Origin of the sequence: Bacillus bingmayongensis (genome assembly GCF_000299035.1) — a bacterium.
Taxonomy (GTDB): domain Bacteria; phylum Bacillota; class Bacilli; order Bacillales; family Bacillaceae_G; genus Bacillus_A; species Bacillus_A bingmayongensis.
Map to the genome: position 1 here is coordinate 525,407 of NZ_JH921517.1, position 22,950 is coordinate 548,356.

The window sequence follows — 22,950 nt, forward strand, 5'->3', positions numbered from 1 at the left end:
GAAAGAATGAGAAAATATGGAATTTGGTTTGTTCTATTTCTATGTGTTGCCTTTCTAGTTGGGTATAGTGTTACAACGGTTCTTGGTAAAGAAGAAATAAAGGTGGATCGAAAAGAAGTATTTACAACGATTCAAAAGGGATATGAGGCACAATTTTCAATTCGTGGGAAGCATTTATCGATGAGCAAAATGTATGATGCACTATCACCTTATTTTACAAATAACTTTCTTCAAGTTTTTACGGATGAAAATAGCAATGGTGATAAACAAAGTGGTGAATATTTACTCCCTACAAAAGAAGCTCCTTTTTCTTTTACTTCTCAAACGAAACTAGCATATGACGAAGAGCATAGAATTTTACATGTATATGAACGGATGAAAAATGAACAATATCAAATTATTACGTTGCAAAAAGAGGAAGGGAAATGGAAGTTAGCTGGTTATCATGAGAGTCAGCAACTTTTGACGGAAATAAAAAAATTACAAGAGTTGAAAGAACAGGAATAGGTGACGCATTGCCTATTCCTGTTCTAGGTTTAGTAACTGTTGTAATTTTTCAATTTGAAAACCAGAGACAACCTCTCCATCAATGACAACAGTTGGAGTTGAGTATGAATTATAGTCATATAAAAGACGGTTGCGAGCAGAAGCATCCTTTTTTACGTCAAATTCTTCGTATGTTACGTTATTGTGCTTTAAAAACTCTTTTACAATGGTACATGGTGGGCAATCTGGTTGTGTATAAACCTCAATTTTTTTCATCATAAATCCTCCTCTTTTTCTGCTTTTTATTATATTCTGCAGCTTTAAAAATCGCAATAAAGGAAGAGAAAGATTTTCTTTCTGCTTTTTACTTCTTTTTTCGACAAATTTTAGTTGAGTTTCTTGCCAAGAAGCTTTATCCTAGAGTGTGGAACATTTTTTCTGTTATGACGGATAGAATGAGTATAGCTGTAAAACCTATTGGTAGGAAGATTAGAGAAAGGGGAGATTTCATGTCTCTACTCCAAGGAATTTTAACTCGACTTGTTAGTCTACAAGAACAAGCTGAAAGCGGTGAAGTAGCACAACGCTATTTTGAAGTGAACGGTGAACGTAAATGTAGCGTGAAATTTTTTGATAAAAGTGAAATGTATGAGTTAGAAGTGTATCAACAAGGCGAAAAGCCACAAGTATATCAATTCGATAACATTGATATGGTTGCGATCGAGATTTACGATATTATTTCTTGATACATACGAAAAAGGTACCGTGAGAAGCGGTACCTTTTTTTTGATCTTAATAATAACTTTATTCTTCATTAACGGGTACGGGTAGTAAGAGTATAAGGAAGTGAAGAAGATATATGAGTGATAACTACCTATAAAAGCCCGATTGGTGAAGACTAATAATAAGTGAGGATGAAGAAAATCCCCACTCATTAAAGTTTCACTTTATATGTATAAGATTTTTTTATTCTTCCTACACTGGTATTAAAAGTTGGAAAGGAATGTGGAGTGTGGAACGATTACCAATTGTTGTTTGTCCAAAATGTCATATGTCATTTGAAATTGATCATGTACTAACGGCTCAGTCTAACCAGAATGTAATTTATACCTGCCCAGCATGTAAGTATTCCATTCGAAATATAGAAACAAGTAAAGGATAATAAAGTCATATTTTGCTCTTTTGTCCCATACAATGAGAATGCAAAAGTCTGTCTAATCGAAGGGACGTGACTATGTGGACGGTGAGTATCGATTTTATAATGTATCAGAGAGGCATATGGATTTTGAAACAGTTTTCTCACGCATCTGTAATTTTATTGAAAGGGATCCACGCAATTTATATCGACTATCTATTGGAACAGATTCACAAGCGCATCAAAAAGGTACCCGTTTTATCACGGCAGTGCACATTCATCGTGTTGGGAAAGGAGCATGGGGATGCTTGAAACATAAAGCCGTACATAAAAAACCACCTACTTTACGTGAAAAAATATATTTAGAAACACAGTTTAGCCAAGAAATCGCCTATTTGTTTACACCGGAGCATATAAGACGCATATGGGAGTTATTACACCCATATGCTCATGAAGGGGCTGGATTTGTAATGGAAATTCACTTAGACATAGGGAAGGATGGGTTAACAAAAGAGTTTATTTCGGATATGACAACGAAGGTGAAGGCAATGGGTTTAACTGCAAAAATTAAACCTGATGCTTATGCAGCTTTTAGTTATGCAAATCGCTATACAAAATAAAAAACTGAATTTTTCATCTATTAAACTAAACAAATATTTTATATAATAAATAGTAAGAAAAAAAGAATAAGGAGAGGAGTATATGCAGAAGGAAGTTACTTTAACAAAAGAAGAAAAAAGCTTGCTGTTAGATATTTTATTTCGTCAAAACTATGCTAGTGAAATCCTAGCTGTTGAGCTTACAGATATTGAAAGTGGTTTGAAAAAAACTGATATTTCCCAATATAGAAGAATTGCAAGGTTATTTAATCGATTGAAAAATGAAGGATACTAAGCGCTACCAGAAAGGTAGTCTTTTTTTTGTGTTCTATGGTAAAATGGACTGTGTATCATTATTTTTGTTGGAATATAATAAGGACAAAATAATAATATGAAAACGCTATCATAAGATGTGAATAGAACTGGGAAATAAAGTGATACTTTTAGGCGTGGATATGATTAACTTTGAACAGTAAGGTACGTATGGATTGTCTATTGGAGATCATGTTAGCAGGAAAAAAGGGAGAAAAAGTGGGGGATATAATATGATTAGTATTCCGAAAGATGAGTTTCAACAAGTTCTTGTTAAAGATTTAATGATTTCATCAGAAAAGGTTGCACATGTTCAAATCGGAAATAGCTTAGAACATGCTTTACTTGTTCTTGTAAAGTCTGGATATTCTGCGATTCCGGTTTTAGATCCTATGTATAAATTGCATGGATTAATCAGTACTGCGATGATTTTGGATGGTATTTTAGGATTAGAACGCATTGAATTTGAAAAGCTTGAGGATATGAAAGTTGAGCATGTAATGAAAAAGGACATTCCGAACCTTGGACTTGAAGATTCATTTGCTAAAGCGTTAGAAATGACAATTGATCATCCATTTATTTGTGCTGTAAACAATGATGGGTACTTTGAAGGGATTTTAACAAGGCGTGCTATTTTAAAATTGCTGAATAAAAAAGTAAGACAGTATAATCGATAAAGAAGGGTAAGCGACTTCGAATGAAAAGAGAAGTCGCTTTTTTATCATGCGTCTCTTTTTCATTTTATCCCGCTATTCGCGAGCGGTAAGACCCAAAACCTCAAGATTAAGAGAGAAACGAGGAAGATAGGTGGGGAAAGCTCGATTGGTGTGGGCTAATAATCAGTGAAGGATGAAGACCCCTCCGCTGATTACAGTTTCACTTTATATAGGGACCGACGTAAAAGGCATAAAAGCTTAATTGAAATGCCAATTCATCCAAGCTTCTTGAAAATAAAAATTAAATATTGCATGTTAGAGAATTGTGCAACGTATATATTGAGGTTAGATGGTTACATGTAAGATAAGGAAAGAGGGAGAAAGTTGCAAATTGATGATTTTCAAATGATGGTTGTTTTAGCACAGGAATCCAATATGAGAAAAGCTGCAGAGCGCTTATTCGTTTCACAGCCTGCGCTCAGTCAACGCTTACAATCAATGGAAAAACAATGGGGAATGAAATTTTTTATCCGTTCTCAAAAAGGGTTGACAATTACACCAGAAGGGGAAAAAGTGGCCAATTACGCGAAAGATATGTTGCAAAGAGAAGAGGCAATTAAAAGTGAATTAGCAATCTATCGTACGGAAACATACGGAACATTAAAGATAGCTGTGGCATCTGTGATTGGCCAATATTGGTTACCACCTGTTTTAAAAAGATTTGTACAAAAATATCCATTTGTTAAAATTTCCCTCTTTACAGGATGGAGTAGTGAAGTACAAAAGCATTTTTATGAAGGGGATGTCCACGTAGCAATATTAAGAGGGAAACAAGAATATAAAGGGCATAAAGAGCAATTATTTGAGGATGAGCTGTATTTAGTTGACACAGAAATTAAAGATATTTCTATGTTGAAAGATACAAACAGACCTTTTATACAATTTAAAAGCGATTCGACATACTATGGACAAATTCAGAATTGGTGGTATGGTTTATTTTCTAATCCGCCTAAACGAACGATTGTAGTTGATCAAATTGAAACATGTAAGCAACTCGTTTTAAATGGAATTGGTTATGCGCTGTTGCCTTCTACTGTTTTAAAAGAAGTAAGAGAAAAGACATATAAAACGCCTGTTCAGTTGACTCGAGAAACGTGGTTGTTGACAAGTGATTCTGCAAGGCAACTGAAACAAGTACAAGCGTTTTTAGATATTATAGAAGAAATTCAAATGGAAAAATAAGATTATTGTCTTGCTAGTCGCTCTTTCGTTTGGTAGAGTAACATTATAAATGGATTTAGGAGGCAACAAGCATGAAAATGATGGATGCAAACGAAATTATTTCGTTTATTCAAAAAAGTGAGAAGAAAACTCCTGTAAAGGTATACATAAAAGGGGATTTAAAAGAAGTAATATTCCCTGAAACAGTGCAAGCATTTGTAAATAAAAAAGCTGGTGTTTTATTTGGAGAATGGTCTGAAATTAAGACGATTCTTGAAGAAAATAAAAAGCATATTGCAGATTACGTTGTTGAAAACGACCGTCGCAATTCTGCTATTCCAATGCTTGACTTAAAAGGCATTAAAGCTCGTATTGAACCAGGTGCAATTATTCGTGACCATGTTGAAATCGGTGATAATGCAGTTATTATGATGAATGCAACAATTAATATCGGTGCAGTAATCGGTGAAGGTTCAATGATCGATATGAATGCAGTGCTTGGCGGACGTGCTACAGTAGGTAAAAACTGTCACGTTGGTGCTGGTGCTGTACTTGCAGGTGTAATTGAACCACCTTCTGCAAAACCAGTTATCGTTGAAGACGATGTTGTAATTGGTGCGAACGTAGTTGTTCTAGAAGGAGTTACAGTGGGTAAAGGTGCAGTTGTTGCAGCAGGAGCAATTGTGACAGAAGATGTGCCACCATATACAGTAGTTGCAGGAACACCAGCGCGTGTTATTAAAGAAATTGATGAGAAGACAAAAGCAAAAACAGAAATTAAACAAGAACTTCGTCAATTAAACCCAGAAAAATAAAGAACGAAAGCGTAAGGGCAGATAAGCTCTTACGCTTTTTATAAATGGTGGTGGAGACATGACAGTCAGTAAATTTGTACAAATTCGTAGAGAATTACATAAAATTCCAGAATTAGGCTTTCAAGAGTGGAAAACACAACAATATATTTTAAATTATATCGGTACCCTTCCTAGTGAATATCTTGAAGTGAAAACATGGAAAACAGGTGTTATCGTTAAAGTAAAGGGGAAAAAACCAGAAAAAACAATTGGCTATCGTGCAGATATTGATGGCCTACTAATTCCGGAGGAAACAGGATATGAATTTACTTCTGTTCACGAAGGAATGATGCATGCATGCGGTCATGATTTTCATACTACAATTGGTTTAGGGCTTCTAACAGCTGCTGTAAATGAAAGAATAGATGATGATCTTGTTTTTCTATTCCAACCAGCTGAAGAAGGTCCAGGTGGCGCTCTTCCTATGTTAGAAAGTGAAGAGTTGAAGGAATGGAAACCAGATATGATCCTTGGTCTTCATATCGCACCTGAGTATCCAGTAGGGACAATCGCAACAAAAGAAGGATTGCTATTTGCAAATACATCAGAACTATATATTGATTTAAAAGGAAAAGGTGGACATGCAGCATATCCACATACAGCAAATGACATGATTGTTGCCGCTAGTCATCTTGTTACACAGCTTCAATCAGTAATTAGCCGTAATGTGAATCCGCTTGATAGCGCCGTTATTACAATTGGTAAAATTACAGGTGGTACAGTCCAAAACATCATTGCAGAAAAGTCACGCCTAGAAGGGACAATCAGAACACTATCTGTTGAATCGATGAGCCGAGTGAAGAGCCGAATCGAAGCGATTGTCGCAGGTATCGAAGCGGCATTTCAATGTGAAGCTGTTATTGATTATGGAGCGATGTATCATCAAGTATATAATCATGAGAAGCTAACACAGGAGTTTATGCTGTTTGCATCTGAGCAAACGAATATGAATGTTGTTACATGTACAGAGGCGATGACAGGGGAAGATTTCGGATATATGCTTCGTGATATTCCAGGATTTATGTTTTGGCTTGGGGTAGACTCAGAATATGGCTTACATCATGCAAAGTTACAACCAAAAGAAGAGGCAATAGAACAAACCATTACGTTTTTAAATCAATATGTAAAATGGAAAGGGAACAGGGGTTAAAGCCTGTTCTTTTTTGTGGAAAATTATAATGCATTTTTTTTTGTAATTCTAACACAATACTTTATAATGGTAGATGGAGGAACAAGTTGTTAGTAAGTTATTTTATAATAATTATCAAATAAAATTGACTAAAAACTAATTCCTCTTATATAATACAAGAGTAGACAATATATGATAAAAATTTACGGAGGTTGATACATATGGCAGAACGTATGGTAGCAAAACAAGCGCCACGATTTGAAATGGACGCTGTTATGCCAAACAAAGAATTTGGTAAAGTAAGTCTTGAAGAGGTTATGAAACAGGACAAATGGACAGTACTTTTCTTCTATCCAATGGACTTCACTTTCGTATGTCCAACAGAAATCATCGCACTTTCTGATCGTTATGATGAGTTCGAAGATTTAGATGCAGAAGTAATTGGTGTATCTACTGATACAATCCACACTCACTTAGCTTGGATTAACACTGACCGTACGAAAAACGGTTTAGGTGAATTAAAATACCCTCTAGCTGCTGATACTAACCATGTAGTATCTCGTGACTACGGTGTATTACTTGAAGAAGAAGGTATCGCACTTCGTGGTCTATTCATCATTAGCCCAGAAGGCGAATTAATGTACCAAGTTGTACATCACAACAACATTGGCCGTGAAGTTGACGAAGTAATTCGTGTTCTTCAAGCTCTTCAAACTGGTGGACTTTGCCCAGCAAACTGGAAACCAGGTCAAGCAACTTTAAACGTTTAATTTTATTGTGAAATATAGGAGGGTCTAACAATATTTTGTTAGACCTTTCTCTACATTTGTAAGGGGGAAAAATCATGAAATTACGTCAACCAATGCCTTCTTTAGACGGTGCAACAACAGTATTGAATGGAGAAGTAGTACGTGAGTCACTAATTGGCGAAAAGCCAACACTTATTCATTTCTGGTCTGTTAGTTGTCACTTATGTAAGGAAGCAATGCCAGATATTAATGCATTCCGTGATGAATATAAAGAGCAATTAAATGTTGTTGCAGTTCATATGCCACGTTCAGAAGAAGATTTAAACCTTGAGCAAGTGGAAGTAGTTGCAAAAGAACACGGAATATCCCAAACAATTTTAGTGGATAATCAACATAAGATTGCAGATGCATTTGAAAACCAATATGTACCAGCGTATTATGTATTTGATAAAGATGGTGTCCTTCGTCATTTCCAAGCGGGCGGAAGTGGGATGAAAATGCTAACAAAACGAGTAAATCGTGTGTTAGATGAAGCGAAAAAAGAAGCTGAATAAGATGTGAATTCTTTTACTTACATGCTAGAGTAGTTTGGAAGTAGAAGTTTTTTGATATGTGCAAAAACCTCCTTTTTATTAGGAGGTTTTTGTTTTTATCCGCTATTCGTGGGCAGTAAGACCCCACCTCAAGATTCAGAGAGAAATGAGGGGAATAGGTAGGGGACAACTGCCTGTAAAAGCCCGATTCGTTCAACTATAATCAGTGGGGGATGAAGAAAACCCCCACTGATTATAGTTGAACTTTATAAATAGCAGGATAAATGAGAGATACGCCTCTTGTGTGCTGATTTAGAAATGAAAATTTTACTGAAGGAAATGGAACTGGATGTTTTAGTTTACTTTTTATGCGAAAAATGTGTAAAATCAATGTGATACATAGAAAAAAAGGGTGGGGAATCAGGTGCAGATTGGCAGTGTAATTTTATGTTTCTTTTTATATGCATATGTTATTATTGCAGCGGTTTATTTCGGGATAAGTTTTTATGCATATCGCTTAGCAAATAAACGCGAATATGAAGAAACATATAAATGGGTGAAAGGTTATTTGTCACCAGTATTAGAAATCATGAATGGATTTGTTCTTTTTTTATTTATTGGTTTAATTGCTTTTTCAACAAGCTTAGTTGGAAATAAGACAACGTTATTTGTAATTGGTGTGATTATTTTTATGCTTTTAGGTATTCGAATAGGAAATGCTGTGTTTTGGAATGAAAGGAAAATTGACGGATGGACAGGTATGTTGATTCCAAGTATGTTAGCAGCGATTGTTACGAATATAGAACATGAATATAATCAGTTGCATTTTTGGTTAATCATCGTATTAACAATTCTTTCTGTCCTGTATATAAGTACAGCATTTTTAACGTATTGCGCAAATGAAAAAGGCGATTCTAATGGACGTCAATTTTTTCGAAATCGAGCGTTAATTTGGAGTGTCCCCACAATGCTGGTCATTGGAATCATTGCACTTGTTGTAAATGGATATAACTTTGCAGGATGGCAAGTGTTTTTAGAAGCATGGTGGATTTTTATCATTTCATTTTGTGCATTTTTAGGAGCAACTCATTATTTATTTCATCAACAGCACTATAAATGGGCGCTCTTATTTGCTTTTACACAGCTTTTATTTGCCTTTTTTGGTCAAGAAACATTATTATTTGTATTTCAAACGTTTAGTTCGTTTGGAAACATTTTTGTTTTTGCTATGCTCATTTGTATTATCGCATTTTATTTGCAGCAGTATTTCTATATACAAAAGCAAAAATAAGTATAGGTTGATTGCTAGTCTTTGTGGCGAATATAACGTATACTACAATAAAAATAGATAGGACTTGATGTTATTGGAGGAATTCATGTGAGTGAGAAAGAGAAAGAATTTGCTGTCATTGGACTTGGACGTTTTGGAGGCAGTATTTGTCGTGAATTAGCTCAATTAGGTATGGAAGTAATGGCTATTGACTTAGATGAAGATAAAATTAATGAATTTGCAAATATTGCTTCGCATGCAGTGATTGCAGATTCAACAGATGAGATGGTGTTAAAAAGTCTCGGTATTCGTAATTTTGACCATGTTGTTGTTGCAATTGGAGATAATTTAAATGCAAGTATTTTAACGACTCTTATTTTAAAGGAATTAGGGGTAAAGAATATTACTGTTAAGGCTCAAAATGATTATCATGAAAAAGTGTTAACTAAAATAGGAGCAGATCATATTGTCCATCCTGAACGTGATATGGGAAAACGGATTGCAAATAATATTGCTTCAAGTAATGTATTAGATTACTTAGAGCTTTCGGATGAGCACAGTATTGTAGAAATTATTGCAAATAAGAAGATTGATGGTCACTCTTTAATTGAACTGGATATCCGTGCGAAGTTTGGATTAAACATTGTTGCAATTAAGCGAGGGAAGGAAGTTATTGTTTCTCCTCGAGCTACAGAAAATATCCAGGCGGGAGATATTTTAATTGTAATTGGTCATGATGATGAAGTAGATCGATTTAAGCATTTCTTACGATAAAAATTTTTCTCGATACAAAGAGTATGAGGACAATGTTTGTAAGCTAAGTAATTCTGATACTGTAGAGAAAAAACAAAATAAGAGTTGAATATCTTATGAACTCATAACAGGGTTAGCATATGAAGTAGCATTAAATTTAGTATAAAAAGGCTTGGTTTTAAATCAAGCCTTTTTTCAATGCTTTGATACGCCTTAATGGACGAAAGATAAAATTGTCTAGTTTATTCCGCTATTTGCGGACAGTAATACTCTCACCTCAAAATTCGGCGAAAGCAAAGAAGTTAGGTGGGAGATAAACTGCCTGTAAAAGTGAAACTTTAATCAGTGGGGGGAGAATCCCCCCACTGATTAAAGTTTCACTTTATATAACACCGTTCACACCTACCTAATAAGAAATGCTTTGTGCATAATAATATTGCTTTATTGACAGAAATAGTTCGTTCCATAGCAATCCTCTTCACTAATGATAGAAAACCAAATTTAAGTTTTTCGACAAAAATTATATTTTTCCTGTTTTAGGTAAACTCCACCGTTAGTTTAAGCGTGAATTTTCCTACTTAGCATATCTATTTTTATTGTAATTTCATACGCTACAAGTCAATAACCATGATTATATTATTGATTGAAAAAGACCAATTCACATAACGAATTGGTCTTTTTATAAATATGCTATTTATTTGCGATGCCTCTTTTTTATATTTCCATAATGATTGGTAAAATCATCGGACGGCGTTTTGTTTTTTCATACAAGAATGGTGCTAATGTATCTGTAATCTCATTTTTAATTTCAGACCATTGTGTTGTTTTTCTCTCCATTACTTTTTCAAGATGCGTTGTAATTAACGTTTGAGCATCATTGATTAAATCGCTACTCTCACGCATATAAACGAATCCACGAGAGATAATATCAGGTCCTGCTGCAACTTTAAATTCTTTCATATCAATGCTAACAACTACGATAACAAGTCCTTCTTCAGAAAGAATACGACGGTCGCGAAGTACAATGTTACCAATATCACCAATACCGTTTCCATCAATATAAACAGAACCGGATGGGATTTTTCCAGCAACGTTTGCTTCGTCTGAACGTAAGGCAAGAACATCACCATTATCCATAATGAAGCAATTTTCTTCTGGAATACCACAATCGTTTGCTAATTTCATATGCATACGTTGCATGCGGAATTCACCGTGAATTGGCATAAAGTATTTAGGTTTAATAAGACGTAGCATTAACTTTTGTTCTTCTTGTCCACCATGACCACTCGTGTGAATGTTTGAAAGTTTCCCATGAATAACATCAGCGCCAGCACGGTATAACATATTAATTGTGCGGCTTACGCTAACCGTATTCCCTGGAATCGGTGAAGAAGAGAAAACAACTGTATCGCCAGGAATAATTTGAATTTGACGGTGTGTTCCATTCGCGATGCGGGAAAGTGCTGCCATTGGTTCTCCTTGGCTACCTGTACATAAAATCACGACTTTGTTAGCTGGTAGTCGATTCAGTTGAGACGCTTCTATAAATGTATCCTTTGGACAGCGAATATAACCAAGATCATGACCGATTTCAATCGCAGCTTCCATGCTTCGACCAAATACAGCCACTTTACGATTGTTTTCAACAGCTGCTTCGACAACTTGCTGCAAACGATGAATGTTTGATGCAAAGGTTGCAAAAATAATACGTCCTTCTACTTTGCGGAAAATATCCTGAATACTATCGCCGACGCGGCGTTCAGACATCGTAAAGTTAGGTACTTCACTGTTCGTACTATCGGATAAAAGACAAAGTACGCCGTCTTTACCGATTTCGGCCATTTTTGTTAAGTCTGCTGGTTCACCTACTGGTGTGAAATCAAATTTAAAGTCTCCCGTATGAACAATTTGTCCTTGCGGTGTTTTCACTACAACACCGTATGAATCTGGAATACTGTGTGTCGTGCGGAAGAACGATACAGATGTCTTTTTGAATTTGATGACATCGTCTTCTTGAATTTCGTAAAGTTTTGCTTTTCGAAGTAATCCGTGCTCTTCTAATTTGTTTTTAATTAAAGCAATTGCTAATTTCCCACCGTAAATTGGGATGTTCACTTGACGTAATAGATAAGGGATACCACCAATATGATCTTCATGACCATGAGTAATAAATAAACCCTTAATTTTATCTTCGTTTCGTACAAAATACGTGTAATCAGGAATCACATAGTCGATTCCGAGAAGTTCGTCTTCTGGAAACTTAATTCCAGCATCAATTATAATAATTTCATCTTGAAATTGGACAGCATATGTATTTTTGCCGATTTCACCGAGTCCACCAAGAGCAAAAACGGCTGCCTGATCATTTTTTAGGAATTTCATAAATTATACGATCTCCGTTAATGTTAAATCAGCATTTTCTTTTTCGTATTCAAGATGAGCGCCAGTAACAGATTGGACAAACTCAATATTATAAGCGAACTTTTGTAATTTTGTACGAACGTCTCTTTGGGATTCAGCTTCTAAATATAAAACTTTTGTATTTTCACGTACTGGAACCTCAGTCATTTTTTCTTGATAGAATACTTTAAAAATCATTGGGAAAACCTCTCCTTGTCTATGTTTTGCATTATCTGTTACCTATTATAAAGCAAATAGTCATGATTTTCATGTTTTTTCGAATGAGAATGAAGAAAAAGCCCGAAATGGGCACGATTTAAGCCATGGTCTTTTTACGGACTAAATCGTTTAAATATCGTTTTAGCTTTTTCTTCAGCTTCTTCAGCATGATTACTCCTTCCTTTCCTTATTTCAAACATGCATGCTTATTCCTTGTTTATTACTAGTAACTTTTCATCTCCATATACTAGGAAATCATAGAAGATAAATGAGGGGAATTACCGTCCGGATGTTCAGTGGATCTTATTGGCTCATGCAGACGTAATCTCGTGTTACGTTTTTTGCTCTCACAGGCAGTATGACCCCAGTTATGAATATAGTATGAGATAGATTAGAAAAGAAAATTCATTCAAACAAATATCAATATTCTTTTGATAGTATATGCATATTTCGTGAATAAGGTTAGAAAGTGAACGCTTTCTTCACAGATGTTTAAAATGTTATACTTTTTTTTAGGATTTGAAAAGAAGTAGTCAAGGTAGGAACATAGAAGAGTTAGAAAGGATTTTGAAAATGAATGATAAAATCGTCTTTTTTGATATTGATGGAACATTATTAGATCATGATAAAAAAATTCCACAATCTACAAGAGAAGCAGTGCGTACGTTGCAAGAAAAAGGAGTACATGTGGCAATTGCGACAGGGCGTGCGCCTTTCATGTTTGAAGATATTCGCAATGAGCTTAATATTCATAATTATGTTAGCTTTAATGGTCAATATGTTGTATTTGAAGATGAGGTTATATTTAAAAATCCATTACAACCTAATACGTTACATACATTTACAACATTTGCGAAGCAAGAGGGATACCCACTTGTTTATTTAGATCATAAGGATATGAAAGCGACAGTAGAATACCATGATTATGTAAAAGAAAGTTTTGGAAGTCTGCAATTTGAGCATCCATTGTACGAACCAAGTTTTTATGAAAATCGTGACGTTTATCAAACGCTGCTTTTCTGCCAAGTGGGTGAGGAAGAAAAGTTTATTCATGATTATCCAGATTTTCATTTTATTCGTTGGCATGCGTATTCTATGGACATTATCCCAAATGGTGGTTCAAAAGCAAAGGGAATTGAAAAATTCATTGAGAAATTAGGATTTAAGCGTGAACAAGTTTATGCTTTTGGAGATGGGTTAAATGATCTAGAAATGATTGAAGCAGTAGGAACAGGTATTGTGATGGGGAATGGTCATGAAGATTTGAAAAAGCTTGCTAATTATGTGACGAAAGATGTTAGTGAAGATGGAATTCTTCACGGTTTACAGTGGGCTCGTTTATTGTAACAAAAGAGTATGAGAACCATTTCATAACAAAAAAGCAGGAGCTTTAGCTCCTGCTTTTTTGTTATTTTATCTTTCGAATGGTTTTGCATCATCAGGAGATGCAAAAGGGTTTTCTTGATTAATGTGGTCATAGAACATTACGCCATTTAAATGGTCAATTTCATGTTGAAATACAATCGCTGGTAAGCCTTTCAAACGTAATTTTACTTCTTCGCCATCGATAGTAGTTGCTTTAACTGTGATTCGTGTATAACGCGGAACATAGCCAGGTACTTCACGATCCACAGATAGGCACCCTTCGCCGCCTGATAAGTATGTACGTTCAACAGAGTGACTAATAATTTTTGGATTGAATAAAGCGTAGCTGTATAATTTCTCATTTGTATCAGTAACATGAACAGCAATCATTCTTTTGGAAATGCCAATTTGTGGTGCAGCAATCCCGATTCCTGGGCGTAAATTATATTTTTCAACCATTTCAGGGTTTTGACTGTTTATTACAAGTTCCATCATTTCTTTAAGAGTACGTATATCTTCTTCACTTGCGGGCAGAGCTACTTCTTCTGCTACTGCTCGTAGAATGGGATTTCCTTCACGAATTACATCATTCATTGTAAGCATTCACAATCTCTCCTTTCTCCTTTAGTCTACCAAAGGACCTAAAAAAAGTCATGATAAAGTGCATAGCACCTATATAATTTGAGCGGATTAAGAGTATGCCTAGTGCGGTATTCTTCATCGGCGTTTGTTTGGTAAAAAAGAAAAGACGGCAAAGCCGCCTGTTTCTTTCTATAGTTGTTTTGTTTTACATTAACGAATGCAAGCAGCACCAACGATAATTAAAAGGATAAACAATACAACGATTAAGGCAAAGCCGCGTCCGGATCCTCCGCAAGAACCTCCATAGCCATAGGAAGGATATGAACAAGTTGGATAACAATATGTGTATCCGTACATGAGATGACCTCCTTTATCATTTCCCGCTAATACTGCGGTTATTATAATGTATGGGAGAATTGTTAGGAGTGTATAGACATTCGCCTAGAAAAGGAAGAAGTGATTGCATATTTTTGTTATAAAGAGAGAAAAACTAAGAAGAATTAAATCGTTTACATATTATTCTACGACGAAAAACAGGTTGAAAAGGGAATAATATAACAGTAGGTTATTGCTTACTAATACAGATGTGAAAATGAAAACACCTATGTATAGTGGAAACCTCAATGTTATTCATAAAAAAATCGTAACCAAAGTAATTGACATCGTGATTAGAATAGTTGTAAACTAAAAAACGTGATCAAGATTGTATTAATATGTTTCTGAAAAAACATTAGTACAGATTGTTAGGTACACAAAATTATTCTCAACCGGCGAGGTTTCTTGTCGGTTTACATGGTTGCGTTTTCGGACTAGCCAAGCGCTAGTGAAAGCGTTTCAGAATATGGTTCAAGAGAGGAAGAGGTGAACGGAATGGGTACTAAAACAAAAAAGACCCTATTTAATGTTGATGAGCAAATGAAAGCTATCGCAGCTCAATTTGAAACATTACAAATTTTAAATGAAAAAGGCGAAGTTGTGAATGAAGCAGCAATGCCTGAATTAACTGATGATCAATTAAAAGAATTAATGCGCCGTATGGTGTATACTCGCGTACTAGATCAACGTTCTATTTCTTTAAACCGTCAAGGACGTTTAGGTTTCTACGCACCAACAGCTGGACAAGAAGCTTCTCAATTAGCAAGTCATTTCGCACTTGAAGCAGAAGACTTCATCTTACCAGGATACCGTGACGTTCCACAATTAGTATGGCATGGTTTACCATTATACCAAGCATTCTTATTCTCTCGTGGACACTTCATGGGTAACCAAATGCCTGAGAATGTAAATGCACTTGCTCCACAAATCATCATCGGTGCGCAAATCATCCAAACTGCTGGTGTTGCGTTAGGTATGAAATTACGTGGTAAAAAATCTGTTGCAATTACTTACACTGGTGACGGTGGTGCGTCTCAAGGTGACTTCTACGAAGGTATGAACTTTGCAGGTGCATTCAAAGCTCCAGCAATCTTCGTTGTTCAAAACAACCGTTATGCAATCTCTACTCCAGTAGAAAAACAATCTGCAGCAAAAACTGTAGCACAAAAAGCAGTTGCAGCAGGTATTTACGGAATTCAAGTAGATGGTATGGACCCATTAGCTGTATACGCAGCAACTGCTTTTGCTCGTGAGCGCGCAGTAAATGGTGAAGGCCCTACTTTAATCGAGACTTTAACATTCCGTTACGGTCCACATACAATGGCTGGTGATGACCCAACTCGTTACCGTACAAAAGATATCGAAAACGAATGGGAACAAAAAGATCCAATCGTACGCTTCCGTGCATTCTTAGAAAACAAAGGCCTATGGTCTCAAGAAGTAGAAGAAAAAGTTATCGAAGAAGCAAAAGAAGATATCAAACAAGCAATTGCTAAGGCTGACCAAGCTCCAAAACAAAAAGTAACTGATTTAATGGAAATCATGTACGAAGAAATGCCTTACAACTTAGCTGAACAATATGAAATTTACAAAGAAAAGGAGTCGAAGTAAGCCATGGCTCAAATGACAATGATTCAAGCAATCACTGATGCTTTACGCGTTGAAATGAAAAATGACCCTAACGTACTTGTGTTTGGTGAAGACGTTGGTGTAAACGGCGGTGTATTCCGTGCTACTGAAGGTCTACAAGCTGAATTCGGTGAAGACCGTGTAATGGATACTCCACTTGCAGAGTCTGGTATTGGTGGACTTGCAGTTGGACTTGCACTTGAAGGCTTCCGTCCAGTTCCAGAAATTCAATTCTTCGGTTTCGTTTACGAAGTAATGGATTCAATTTCTGGTCAAATGGCTCGTATGCGTTACCGTTCTGGTGGACGTTGGAATGCTCCAATTACAGTTCGTTCTCCATTCGGTGGTGGCGTTCATACTCCAGAATTACACGCTGATAGCTTAGAAGGATTAGTTGCACAACAACCTGGTCTAAAAGTTGTTATTCCATCTACTCCATACGATGCAAAAGGTCTTTTAATCTCTGCGATTCGTGACAACGATCCAGTTATCTACCTAGAGCATATGAAATTGTACCGTTCATTCCGTCAAGAAGTACCAGAAGGCGAATACACAGTTGACTTAGGAAAAGCTGATGTGAAACGCGAAGGTACAGATGTATCTGTTATCGCATATGGTGCGATGGTACACGCTGCATTAAAAGCTGCTGAAGAACTTGAAAAAGAAGGTATCTCTTTAGAGGTTGTTGACTTACGTACAGTTCAACCATTAGATATCGAAACAATCATTGCTTCTGTTGAAAAAACAGGCCGCGTAGTTGTTGTTCAAGAAGCTCAAAAACAAGCTGGTATTGCAGCAAACGTTGTAGCGGAAATTAACGACCGTGCAATCTTAAACTTAGAAGCTCCAGTTGTACGTGTTGCAGCTGCTGATACAGTATTCCCATTCTCTCAAGCTGAGAGCGTATGGTTACCAAACCATAAAGATATTGTTGAAGCTGTTAACAAAGTAATGAACTTCTAATTTTAGTTTTTCATGTGCAAAAGAAATCAGCACATGCTGATTTCTTTTGTACTTATTCCATAATAATGATATGAATCAGGGGGCTGAATTCCGTGGCATTTGAATTTAAACTACCAGATATCGGTGAAGGTATCCACGAAGGTGAAATCGTAAAATGGTTTATTAAACCAGGCGATGAAGTAAACGAAGACGATGTACTTCTTGAAGTACAAAATGATAAAGCAGTTGTAGAGATCCCTTCTCCAGTTAAAGGTAAAGTACTTGAAGTACTTGTAGAAGAAGGTACAGTTGCAGTAGTAGGAGATACTTTAATTAAGTTCGACGCTCCTGGATACGAAAACCTTAAATTTAAAGGTGACGACCATGACGACGCTCCAAAAGCTGAAGAAGTGAAAGAAGAAGCTCCAGCAGCAGCAGCTACTCCAGCAGCAACTGAAGAAGTAGTAAATGAGCGCGTAATCGCTATGCCATCTGTACGTAAATACGCTCGCGAAAAAGGTGTAGACATCCATAAAGTAGCTGGCACTGGTAAAAACGGTCGCGTTGTAAAGGCTGACATCGATGCATTTGCAAATGGTGGACAAGCAGCAGTAGCAGCAACTGAAGCTCCAGCAGCAGCAGCTCCAGCAGCAGCGAAAGAAGAAGCACCAAAAGCACAACCAATCCCAGCTGGTGAATACCCAGAAACTCGTGAGAAAATGAGCGGTATCCGTAAAGCAATTGCAAAAGCAATGGTTAACTCTAAACATACAGCTCCTCACGTAACATTAATGGACGAGGTAGATGTAACAGAACTTGTTGCTCACCGTAAAAAGTTCAAAGCAGTTGCAGCTGACAAAGGTATTAAATTAACTTACCTTCCATACGTTGTAAAAGCTTTAACATCTGCATTACGTGAATTCCCAATGTTGAATACTGCTTTAGACGATGCTTCTCAAGAAATCGTTCATAAACATTACTTCAACATCGGTATCGCAGCTGATACAGACAAAGGTCTATTAGTACCAGTTGTAAAAGATACAGATCGTAAATCTATCTTCACAATCTCTAACGAGATCAATGAACTTGCTGGTAAAGCACGCGAAGGTCGCTTAGCTCCAGCAGAAATGAAAGGTGCTTCTTGCACAATTACAAACATTGGTTCTGCAGGTGGACAATGGTTCACTCCAGTTATCAATCACCCAGAAGTAGCAATCCTTGGTATTGGCCGTATCGCTGAAAAACCAGTTGTGAAAAACGGTGAAATCGTTGCAGCTCCAGTATTAGCATTATCTCTAAGCTTTGACCATCGTTTAATTGACGGCGCAACTGCTCAAAAAGCATTAAACCAAATTAAACGTTTATTGAACGACCCACAATTATTAGTAATGGAGGCGTAATAACAATGGTAGTAGGAGATTTCCCAATTGAATTAGATACAGTCGTTGTTGGTGCAGGTCCTGGTGGATATGTTGCAGCAATTCGTGCAGCACAATTAGGTCAAAAGGTAGCAATTATTGAAAAAGCTAACCTTGGTGGCGTATGCTTAAACGTTGGATGTATTCCTTCTAAAGCATTAATCAATGCAGGTCATCGTTATGAGAATGCAAAACATTCTGATGACATGGGTATCACTGCTGAGAACGTAACAGTTGATTTCACAAAAGTTCAAGAATGGAAAAATGGCGTAGTTAAGAAATTAACTGGCGGTGTTGAAGGCCTTCTTAAAGGTAACAAAGTTGAAATCATTCGCGGTGAAGCTTACTTCGTAGATGCAAACACATTACGCGTAATGACTGAAGATGCAGCTCAAACTTATACGTTTAAAAATGCTGTTCTTGCAACTGGTTCTACACCAATTGAAATTCCTGGATTCAAATACTCTAAACGTGTTATCAACTCTACAGGTGCATTAAGCTTACCTGAAATTCCTAAAAAACTTGTTGTAATCGGCGGCGGTTACATCGGTATGGAATTAGGTACTGCATATGCTAACTTCGGTACAGAAGTTACTGTAGTAGAGGCTGGCGATGAAATCTTAGCTGGTTTTGAAAAAGCAATGAGCTCAGTTGTTAAACGTGCTCTTCAGAAAAAAGGCAACGTAAACATCCATACAAAAGCTATGGCTAAAGGCGTTGAAGAGACTGAAAACGGCGTAACAGTTAGCTTCGAAGTAAAAGGCGAAGTACAAACTGTTGAAGCTGATTACGTATTAGTAACTGTAGGTCGTCGTCCAAACACTCAAGAAATCGGTCTTGAGCAAGTTGGAATTAAAATGACTGACCGTGGTCTAATCGAAATCGACGAACAATGTCGTACAAACGTATCAAACATCTATGCAATCGGTGATATCGTTCCTGGACCACCATTAGCTCACAAAGCTTCTTACGAAGGTAAAGTAGCTGTTGAAGCAATTAGTGGCCATGCATCAGCAATCGATTACATCGGAATTCCAGCAGTATGCTTCACTGATCCAGAATTAGCGTCTGTTGGTTACACTAAAAAACAAGCTGAAGAAGCTGGAATGAGTGTAGCTGTATCTAAGTTCCCATTCGCTGCAAACGGCCGTGCATTATCATTAAACAGCACAGACGGTTTCCTACAACTTGTAACACGTAAAGAAGATGGTCTTCTTGTAGGTGCACAAGTTGCAGGTGCAGGTGCTTCTGATATTATCTCTGAGATTGGTTTAGCTATCGAAGCTGGAATGACAGCTGAAGATATTGCTCAAACAATCCATGCTCACCCAACATTAGGTGAAATCACAATGGAAGCAGCAGAAGTTGCTCTTGGAATGCCAATTCACATTGTAAAATAATATGGAATAAGCGAAAAAACCCGTCTCTTATCTGTTAAGAGACGGGTTTTTTATTTCATGGAATTAAGTTTTAGTAGGGGCTAACAAGGTCAGGATGTGTATTTGTCGAATGAATGTGTAATACTATATAGCCTAGCCAAAATTGGAATGTACGTAACTTTAATAGAAATATACTGGATTCAAATCCATTACATCTTTTCGTATTATGTAATGGATTTGAATCCAATACCATATCTTATTATAAAATAGAGCATGTCAAAGGAGATGGTTCGATGAAAATCATACATGTTATATTTTATCATTTCCTTTTATGGAGTGGATTTTCTGTTGTGTTATTCTTATCGAATGGTGATAAGTTTCACTATAAAGTGATGCTCTTTTTCGTGTTTCTTTATTTAGCATATGTAATTGCTTATGTTGTTCTTAGTGTAAGAAAGCAGGCGCTATTTCTTACTTGTACAAATAGTATATTCTTTTTGATGATATCTTTCTTTTTTTAAAGCTAGCGTTTATAAAAATACATTGTTCTTCCATTAAATAACCGTAATTCACCCTCTAATTTTTTTGCTAAAAAACGGCAGAATTCATTTGCTTTCCCTTTATCTCCAAATGTAGCAGTAGAAGGTAAGGAGATTTGAACAAAAGCTTGCTCATTTTCTATTCCAACCCCCACATAAATAGAATTATATCGATCATGACTAGATTTTAGCTCAAGTGTAGTATCTGATGTATCAAGTATCTCGTATGGAAATGCCACGTTAGTATATGCATAGCTAACTTGCACACCAGTTTGGGAAGTAATTGTTTTATAATAATGAAAAAGTTGTTTTACATCTTCTAATGAGACTGCTTGTTGTTTAGATTTAGGTACAAGTTTAATAAATGCATGTTGCATAAAGATTTTCCTCCTGACGTAATGTATATAGTTATTTTAACACTGTTGTAAATTTTTTGACAATTAAAAAGGGATCGTTCTTCGTTTTGTTTAATATATACAAGTAGAAAGTGTTGTGAAGAAAGGAGGAAGTAAATGTTTGAAAAATTGTATGATGAGCATGAAAGTGTGAAGGTACGATTTCTAGGATTTATGACACATGAAAATCGTTATGATTTTGGGGTTATTTATACAAATATGTTTTTTGGGAAACCCCTTGTTGTTTGCATGCAGACAGGAAGAGCGACTCTATTAGGGCAAGACGATGTAGATAATGTTCAACATTTACAACAGGTCTTTAAATTACAATCGGAGGAGGAAGCGGATGATTTAGCACAGTTTTTTAAATTTCTGGTACCGCCAACCTCCTTACATGCTGAATATGAAGAATAAACAAATAGAAACAGTCGTACTTATTAAGATATGACTGTTTTTTTATGTTATTGTCGCATACTAATGTAAAATAATTTTTTTAATGTGTTATACTAAAAACCTATTGACGGAAAAAGTATAACATATTAAAATAAAGACAGAAGTTAAGCGGTTACAAAAGTTTTTGGGATTATAAACTTAGGGGGAAATAAAAAATGGGAACAATCGTATGTCAAGATTGTGAGAGTACAATTGCACACTTCGAGGATGAGAAAGTAACAGTACTTTACGGGAAATGCGGATCTTGCGGATGTGATCACAAGGAGCATACAAAAGCCCAATAATATATAGGAATCTTGCAACTGAAAAAGTTTTTAGGACCATAAACTTAGGGGGAAATGAAAATGGGAACGATCGTATGTCAAGTTTGTGAAGGAACAATTGCACACTTTGAAGATGAAAAGACAACAGTACTTTACGGAAAATGTGGATCTCATTGCGAATGTGATCACAAGGAACATACAAAAGCTTAGTAATATATAGAACGTGTAAATGTAAAGGGTTTCAAATCACAATTCAAATTCAGGGGGAAATGAAGAAAATGGGAACAATCGTATGTCAAGTTTGTGAAGGAACAATTGCACACTTTGAAGATGAAAAAACAACAGTACTTTACGGAAAATGTGAATCTCATTGCGAATGTGGTCACAAAGAGCATACAAAAGCCCAATAATTAAAAGGCGCCTGCACATTTGCAGGCGCTTTTTTAATAGATTGTAGTTGTGTGACCAACTGTTACAACAATTGCATCATCTCGAATTGGAATGAATTTGAGTGTTGTTTGTAGACTATTAGTAGAAGTATATTGGCTCATGAGGCGGCTATCTATGCGAGTAATAAAATCTGTTAAATATGCTGAGACAAAGGCATTGGGAATTCTTCGTTCATTTAATAAATAAATGATTTGTTCTTTTGTTTGTACTCCTACACCATGCCCATAAAAAAAGAAATTACCTAAATAAATCGCATTCTCTCCTTGCCATTCAATTGAAGTTGGATTCACTTGTGGATTTTTAAAGTAAACAAGATCGCCAGGAACGATATCCCCACCGGTTTTTGTTATCAGTTTTAAATCTCGGTCATAATCCCATGTATATAGTAGAAGATTCGCGAATAAGAAGTTAAAAGTTTTATCATCATATAGTGCTAAAAGTGCTTTGTAAAAAATAATAATCATTGCTGTTGCACATTCTGTTCCGTACTTTTTTCCATTTTTAAAAATATCTCGTATCGCGACGGAGGGTGGTACATTTGGGAGTAGTTGAAATCCTCCTAGTGGTGTCCTTTGCCAAAATTCAGGGTTACAATAGGATTGTTGGAATGTACGGAACTGAAGTCCACTTTGAAAGAGTTCTAAGGCAGATGTAATAATATGAATTCGCAAATTCAGATCAAAACTGAGTTCATCAGCTGTTCGGAATGAATATACTTCTTGATTTCCAGTCATAATGGCTAATATTTGTTGTTTCTCAGTAGCGAACGGTTCATTTTCACTCGTGATATAAGGATGTACAATAGAACGCCCAATCACAATCATAACTGTATCACCGCCTATAC

30 protein-coding genes are annotated in these 22,950 nt (G+C 36.1%); 23 read left to right on the forward strand and 7 right to left on the reverse strand.

Annotation, left to right across the window (positions count from 1 at the left end; genetic code table 11):
• Positions 1-6: 6 nt before the first annotated feature.
• Positions 7-507, forward strand: coding sequence for a DUF3993 domain-containing protein (locus Y7E_RS0109830; RefSeq protein WP_017151105.1), 501 nt, complete (start codon positions 7-9; stop codon positions 505-507).
• Positions 508-519: 12 nt separating this feature from the next.
• Here the strand turns inward: Y7E_RS0109830 and Y7E_RS0109835 are convergent, their stop codons facing one another.
• Positions 520-762: a glutaredoxin family protein gene (locus Y7E_RS0109835; RefSeq protein ID WP_017151106.1), complete on the reverse strand. Its 243-nt coding sequence runs from the start codon at positions 760-762 to the stop codon at positions 520-522.
• Between the two features lie 233 nt (positions 763-995).
• Between Y7E_RS0109835 and Y7E_RS0109840 the strand changes: the two genes are divergently transcribed.
• From Y7E_RS0109840 to Y7E_RS0109890, 12 genes are all read left to right on the forward strand, one after another.
• Positions 996-1,232 (forward strand): YkuJ family protein, encoded by a 237-nt coding sequence (locus tag Y7E_RS0109840; RefSeq protein ID WP_000055151.1) that lies wholly within the window; start codon positions 996-998, stop codon positions 1,230-1,232.
• Positions 1,233-1,498: 266 nt separating this feature from the next.
• Positions 1,499-1,648: a hypothetical protein gene (locus Y7E_RS33610; RefSeq protein WP_042511459.1), complete on the forward strand. Its 150-nt coding sequence runs from the start codon at positions 1,499-1,501 to the stop codon at positions 1,646-1,648.
• A 74-nt stretch (positions 1,649-1,722) separates the two neighbouring features.
• On the forward strand, positions 1,723-2,241 hold the full coding sequence (locus Y7E_RS0109845; RefSeq protein WP_017151107.1) for a ribonuclease H-like YkuK family protein: 519 nt from the start codon (positions 1,723-1,725) through the stop codon (positions 2,239-2,241).
• An 82-nt stretch (positions 2,242-2,323) separates the two neighbouring features.
• Positions 2,324-2,515, forward strand: coding sequence for an antirepressor AbbA (gene abbA / locus Y7E_RS0109850; protein ID WP_017151108.1), 192 nt, complete (start codon positions 2,324-2,326; stop codon positions 2,513-2,515).
• 250 nt (positions 2,516-2,765) lie between these two features.
• A complete protein-coding gene (gene cbpB / locus Y7E_RS0109855; RefSeq protein WP_017151109.1) occupies positions 2,766-3,209 on the forward strand; it encodes a cyclic-di-AMP-binding protein CbpB in 444 nt (147 codons plus the stop codon).
• A gap of 363 nt (positions 3,210-3,572) precedes the next feature.
• A complete protein-coding gene (locus Y7E_RS0109860) occupies positions 3,573-4,430 on the forward strand; it encodes a LysR family transcriptional regulator (protein ID WP_017151110.1) in 858 nt (285 codons plus the stop codon).
• A 71-nt stretch (positions 4,431-4,501) separates the two neighbouring features.
• Positions 4,502-5,224, forward strand: coding sequence for a 2,3,4,5-tetrahydropyridine-2,6-dicarboxylate N-acetyltransferase (dapD, locus tag Y7E_RS0109865; protein WP_017151111.1), 723 nt, complete (start codon positions 4,502-4,504; stop codon positions 5,222-5,224).
• A gap of 58 nt (positions 5,225-5,282) precedes the next feature.
• Positions 5,283-6,413 (forward strand): N-acetyldiaminopimelate deacetylase, encoded by a 1,131-nt coding sequence (locus Y7E_RS0109870; protein WP_017151112.1) that lies wholly within the window; start codon positions 5,283-5,285, stop codon positions 6,411-6,413.
• Between the two features lie 200 nt (positions 6,414-6,613).
• Positions 6,614-7,162: a peroxiredoxin gene (locus Y7E_RS0109875; RefSeq protein WP_003199933.1), complete on the forward strand. Its 549-nt coding sequence runs from the start codon at positions 6,614-6,616 to the stop codon at positions 7,160-7,162.
• A 74-nt stretch (positions 7,163-7,236) separates the two neighbouring features.
• Positions 7,237-7,695, forward strand: a complete 459-nt coding sequence (locus tag Y7E_RS0109880; protein WP_017151113.1) for a TlpA disulfide reductase family protein — start codon at positions 7,237-7,239, stop codon at positions 7,693-7,695.
• Positions 7,696-8,098: 403 nt separating this feature from the next.
• Positions 8,099-8,965, forward strand: coding sequence for a cytochrome c oxidase assembly protein (locus tag Y7E_RS0109885; protein ID WP_017151114.1), 867 nt, complete (start codon positions 8,099-8,101; stop codon positions 8,963-8,965).
• A gap of 87 nt (positions 8,966-9,052) precedes the next feature.
• Positions 9,053-9,718 carry a potassium channel family protein gene (locus Y7E_RS0109890; RefSeq protein ID WP_017151115.1) on the forward strand — a complete coding sequence of 222 codons (666 nt, stop codon included), beginning with the start codon at positions 9,053-9,055 and terminating at the stop codon, positions 9,716-9,718.
• Between the two features lie 693 nt (positions 9,719-10,411).
• Here the strand turns inward: Y7E_RS0109890 and rnjA are convergent.
• Both rnjA and Y7E_RS0109900 read right to left on the reverse strand, forming a co-directional pair.
• Positions 10,412-12,079 (reverse strand): ribonuclease J1, encoded by a 1,668-nt coding sequence (gene rnjA, locus Y7E_RS0109895; RefSeq protein WP_017151116.1) that lies wholly within the window; start codon positions 12,077-12,079, stop codon positions 10,412-10,414.
• A 3-nt stretch (positions 12,080-12,082) separates the two neighbouring features.
• Positions 12,083-12,295, reverse strand: a complete 213-nt coding sequence (locus tag Y7E_RS0109900; protein WP_017151117.1) for a DNA-dependent RNA polymerase subunit epsilon — start codon at positions 12,293-12,295, stop codon at positions 12,083-12,085.
• Positions 12,296-12,889: 594 nt separating this feature from the next.
• Here Y7E_RS0109900 and Y7E_RS0109910 point away from each other — a divergent pair.
• The gene (locus tag Y7E_RS0109910; RefSeq protein WP_017151118.1) at positions 12,890-13,663 is read left to right on the forward strand and encodes a Cof-type HAD-IIB family hydrolase; all 774 of its coding nucleotides are present in this window, start codon (positions 12,890-12,892) and stop codon (positions 13,661-13,663) included.
• A gap of 66 nt (positions 13,664-13,729) precedes the next feature.
• On the opposite strand, the gene def is transcribed toward Y7E_RS0109910, so the two are convergent.
• Together def and Y7E_RS0109920 are read right to left on the reverse strand one after the other, a co-directional pair.
• Complete coding sequence (gene def, locus Y7E_RS0109915) at positions 13,730-14,284, reverse strand: peptide deformylase (RefSeq protein ID WP_017151119.1); 555 nt, start codon at positions 14,282-14,284, stop codon at positions 13,730-13,732.
• Between the two features lie 189 nt (positions 14,285-14,473).
• The gene (locus tag Y7E_RS0109920) at positions 14,474-14,620 is read right to left on the reverse strand and encodes a YjcZ family sporulation protein (protein ID WP_000274566.1); all 147 of its coding nucleotides are present in this window, start codon (positions 14,618-14,620) and stop codon (positions 14,474-14,476) included.
• Between the two features lie 513 nt (positions 14,621-15,133).
• Between Y7E_RS0109920 and pdhA the strand changes: the two genes are divergently transcribed.
• From pdhA to Y7E_RS0109945, 5 genes are all read left to right on the forward strand, one after another.
• Positions 15,134-16,249, forward strand: a complete 1,116-nt coding sequence (gene pdhA / locus Y7E_RS0109925; RefSeq protein WP_017151120.1) for a pyruvate dehydrogenase E1 component subunit alpha — start codon at positions 15,134-15,136, stop codon at positions 16,247-16,249.
• A gap of 3 nt (positions 16,250-16,252) precedes the next feature.
• Positions 16,253-17,230: a pyruvate dehydrogenase complex E1 component subunit beta gene (gene pdhB / locus Y7E_RS0109930; protein ID WP_017151121.1), complete on the forward strand. Its 978-nt coding sequence runs from the start codon at positions 16,253-16,255 to the stop codon at positions 17,228-17,230.
• Between the two features lie 92 nt (positions 17,231-17,322).
• Entirely contained in the window at positions 17,323-18,609 is a 1,287-nt protein-coding gene (gene pdhC / locus Y7E_RS0109935) for a pyruvate dehydrogenase complex dihydrolipoyllysine-residue acetyltransferase (RefSeq protein WP_017151122.1), read from the forward strand.
• Positions 18,610-18,614: 5 nt separating this feature from the next.
• The gene (gene lpdA / locus Y7E_RS0109940; RefSeq protein ID WP_017151123.1) at positions 18,615-20,027 is read left to right on the forward strand and encodes a dihydrolipoyl dehydrogenase; all 1,413 of its coding nucleotides are present in this window, start codon (positions 18,615-18,617) and stop codon (positions 20,025-20,027) included.
• 272 nt (positions 20,028-20,299) lie between these two features.
• Positions 20,300-20,527, forward strand: coding sequence for a hypothetical protein (locus tag Y7E_RS0109945; protein WP_017151124.1), 228 nt, complete (start codon positions 20,300-20,302; stop codon positions 20,525-20,527).
• Between the two features lie 2 nt (positions 20,528-20,529).
• Here the strand turns inward: Y7E_RS0109945 and Y7E_RS0109950 are convergent, their stop codons facing one another.
• Complete coding sequence (locus Y7E_RS0109950) at positions 20,530-20,922, reverse strand: DUF1885 family protein (protein WP_017151125.1); 393 nt, start codon at positions 20,920-20,922, stop codon at positions 20,530-20,532.
• 135 nt (positions 20,923-21,057) lie between these two features.
• On the opposite strand from Y7E_RS0109950, the gene Y7E_RS0109955 reads away from it, so the two are divergent.
• The 4 genes from Y7E_RS0109955 (at position 21,058) to Y7E_RS0109970 (ending at position 22,066) form a co-directional block, all read left to right on the forward strand.
• The gene (locus tag Y7E_RS0109955) at positions 21,058-21,354 is read left to right on the forward strand and encodes a DUF3055 domain-containing protein (RefSeq protein ID WP_003199960.1); all 297 of its coding nucleotides are present in this window, start codon (positions 21,058-21,060) and stop codon (positions 21,352-21,354) included.
• Between the two features lie 194 nt (positions 21,355-21,548).
• Entirely contained in the window at positions 21,549-21,677 is a 129-nt protein-coding gene (locus Y7E_RS0109960; RefSeq protein ID WP_000536782.1) for a GapA-binding peptide SR1P, read from the forward strand.
• Positions 21,678-21,737: 60 nt separating this feature from the next.
• Positions 21,738-21,866 carry a GapA-binding peptide SR1P gene (locus Y7E_RS0109965; RefSeq protein WP_017151126.1) on the forward strand — a complete coding sequence of 43 codons (129 nt, stop codon included), beginning with the start codon at positions 21,738-21,740 and terminating at the stop codon, positions 21,864-21,866.
• 68 nt (positions 21,867-21,934) lie between these two features.
• Positions 21,935-22,066: a GapA-binding peptide SR1P gene (locus tag Y7E_RS0109970; RefSeq protein ID WP_017151127.1), complete on the forward strand. Its 132-nt coding sequence runs from the start codon at positions 21,935-21,937 to the stop codon at positions 22,064-22,066.
• Positions 22,067-22,099: 33 nt separating this feature from the next.
• Here the strand turns inward: Y7E_RS0109970 and Y7E_RS0109975 are convergent, their stop codons facing one another.
• A complete protein-coding gene (locus Y7E_RS0109975; RefSeq protein ID WP_017151128.1) occupies positions 22,100-22,930 on the reverse strand; it encodes a protein-glutamine gamma-glutamyltransferase in 831 nt (276 codons plus the stop codon).
• Positions 22,931-22,950: the final 20 nt, after the last annotated feature.

Bases quoted from the DNA above. Each gene is read 5' to 3' on its own strand.
- Y7E_RS0109830 (WP_017151105.1), top strand. From the start codon at position 7: ATGAGAAAATATGGAATTTGGTTTGTTCTATTTCTATGTGTTGCCTTT.
- Y7E_RS0109835 (WP_017151106.1), bottom strand. From the start codon at position 762: ATGAAAAAAATTGAGGTTTATACACAACCAGATTGCCCACCATGTACC.
- Y7E_RS0109840 (WP_000055151.1), top strand. From the start codon at position 996: ATGTCTCTACTCCAAGGAATTTTAACTCGACTTGTTAGTCTACAAGAA.
- abbA (WP_017151108.1), top strand. From the start codon at position 2,324: ATGCAGAAGGAAGTTACTTTAACAAAAGAAGAAAAAAGCTTGCTGTTA.
- cbpB (WP_017151109.1), top strand. From the start codon at position 2,766: ATGATTAGTATTCCGAAAGATGAGTTTCAACAAGTTCTTGTTAAAGAT.
- dapD (WP_017151111.1), top strand. From the start codon at position 4,502: ATGAAAATGATGGATGCAAACGAAATTATTTCGTTTATTCAAAAAAGT.
- Y7E_RS0109870 (WP_017151112.1), top strand. From the start codon at position 5,283: ATGACAGTCAGTAAATTTGTACAAATTCGTAGAGAATTACATAAAATT.
- Y7E_RS0109875 (WP_003199933.1), top strand. From the start codon at position 6,614: ATGGCAGAACGTATGGTAGCAAAACAAGCGCCACGATTTGAAATGGAC.
- Y7E_RS0109880 (WP_017151113.1), top strand. From the start codon at position 7,237: ATGAAATTACGTCAACCAATGCCTTCTTTAGACGGTGCAACAACAGTA.
- rnjA (WP_017151116.1), bottom strand. From the start codon at position 12,079: ATGAAATTCCTAAAAAATGATCAGGCAGCCGTTTTTGCTCTTGGTGGA.
- Y7E_RS0109900 (WP_017151117.1), bottom strand. From the start codon at position 12,295: ATGATTTTTAAAGTATTCTATCAAGAAAAAATGACTGAGGTTCCAGTA.
- Y7E_RS0109910 (WP_017151118.1), top strand. From the start codon at position 12,890: ATGAATGATAAAATCGTCTTTTTTGATATTGATGGAACATTATTAGAT.
- def (WP_017151119.1), bottom strand. From the start codon at position 14,284: ATGCTTACAATGAATGATGTAATTCGTGAAGGAAATCCCATTCTACGA.
- Y7E_RS0109920 (WP_000274566.1), bottom strand. From the start codon at position 14,620: ATGTACGGATACACATATTGTTATCCAACTTGTTCATATCCTTCCTAT.
- pdhA (WP_017151120.1), top strand. From the start codon at position 15,134: ATGGGTACTAAAACAAAAAAGACCCTATTTAATGTTGATGAGCAAATG.
- pdhB (WP_017151121.1), top strand. From the start codon at position 16,253: ATGGCTCAAATGACAATGATTCAAGCAATCACTGATGCTTTACGCGTT.
- lpdA (WP_017151123.1), top strand. From the start codon at position 18,615: ATGGTAGTAGGAGATTTCCCAATTGAATTAGATACAGTCGTTGTTGGT.
- Y7E_RS0109945 (WP_017151124.1), top strand. From the start codon at position 20,300: ATGAAAATCATACATGTTATATTTTATCATTTCCTTTTATGGAGTGGA.
- Y7E_RS0109950 (WP_017151125.1), bottom strand. From the start codon at position 20,922: ATGCAACATGCATTTATTAAACTTGTACCTAAATCTAAACAACAAGCA.
- Y7E_RS0109955 (WP_003199960.1), top strand. From the start codon at position 21,058: ATGTTTGAAAAATTGTATGATGAGCATGAAAGTGTGAAGGTACGATTT.
- Y7E_RS0109960 (WP_000536782.1), top strand. From the start codon at position 21,549: ATGGGAACAATCGTATGTCAAGATTGTGAGAGTACAATTGCACACTTC.
- Y7E_RS0109965 (WP_017151126.1), top strand. From the start codon at position 21,738: ATGGGAACGATCGTATGTCAAGTTTGTGAAGGAACAATTGCACACTTT.
- Y7E_RS0109970 (WP_017151127.1), top strand. From the start codon at position 21,935: ATGGGAACAATCGTATGTCAAGTTTGTGAAGGAACAATTGCACACTTT.
- Y7E_RS0109975 (WP_017151128.1), bottom strand. From the start codon at position 22,930: ATGATTGTGATTGGGCGTTCTATTGTACATCCTTATATCACGAGTGAA.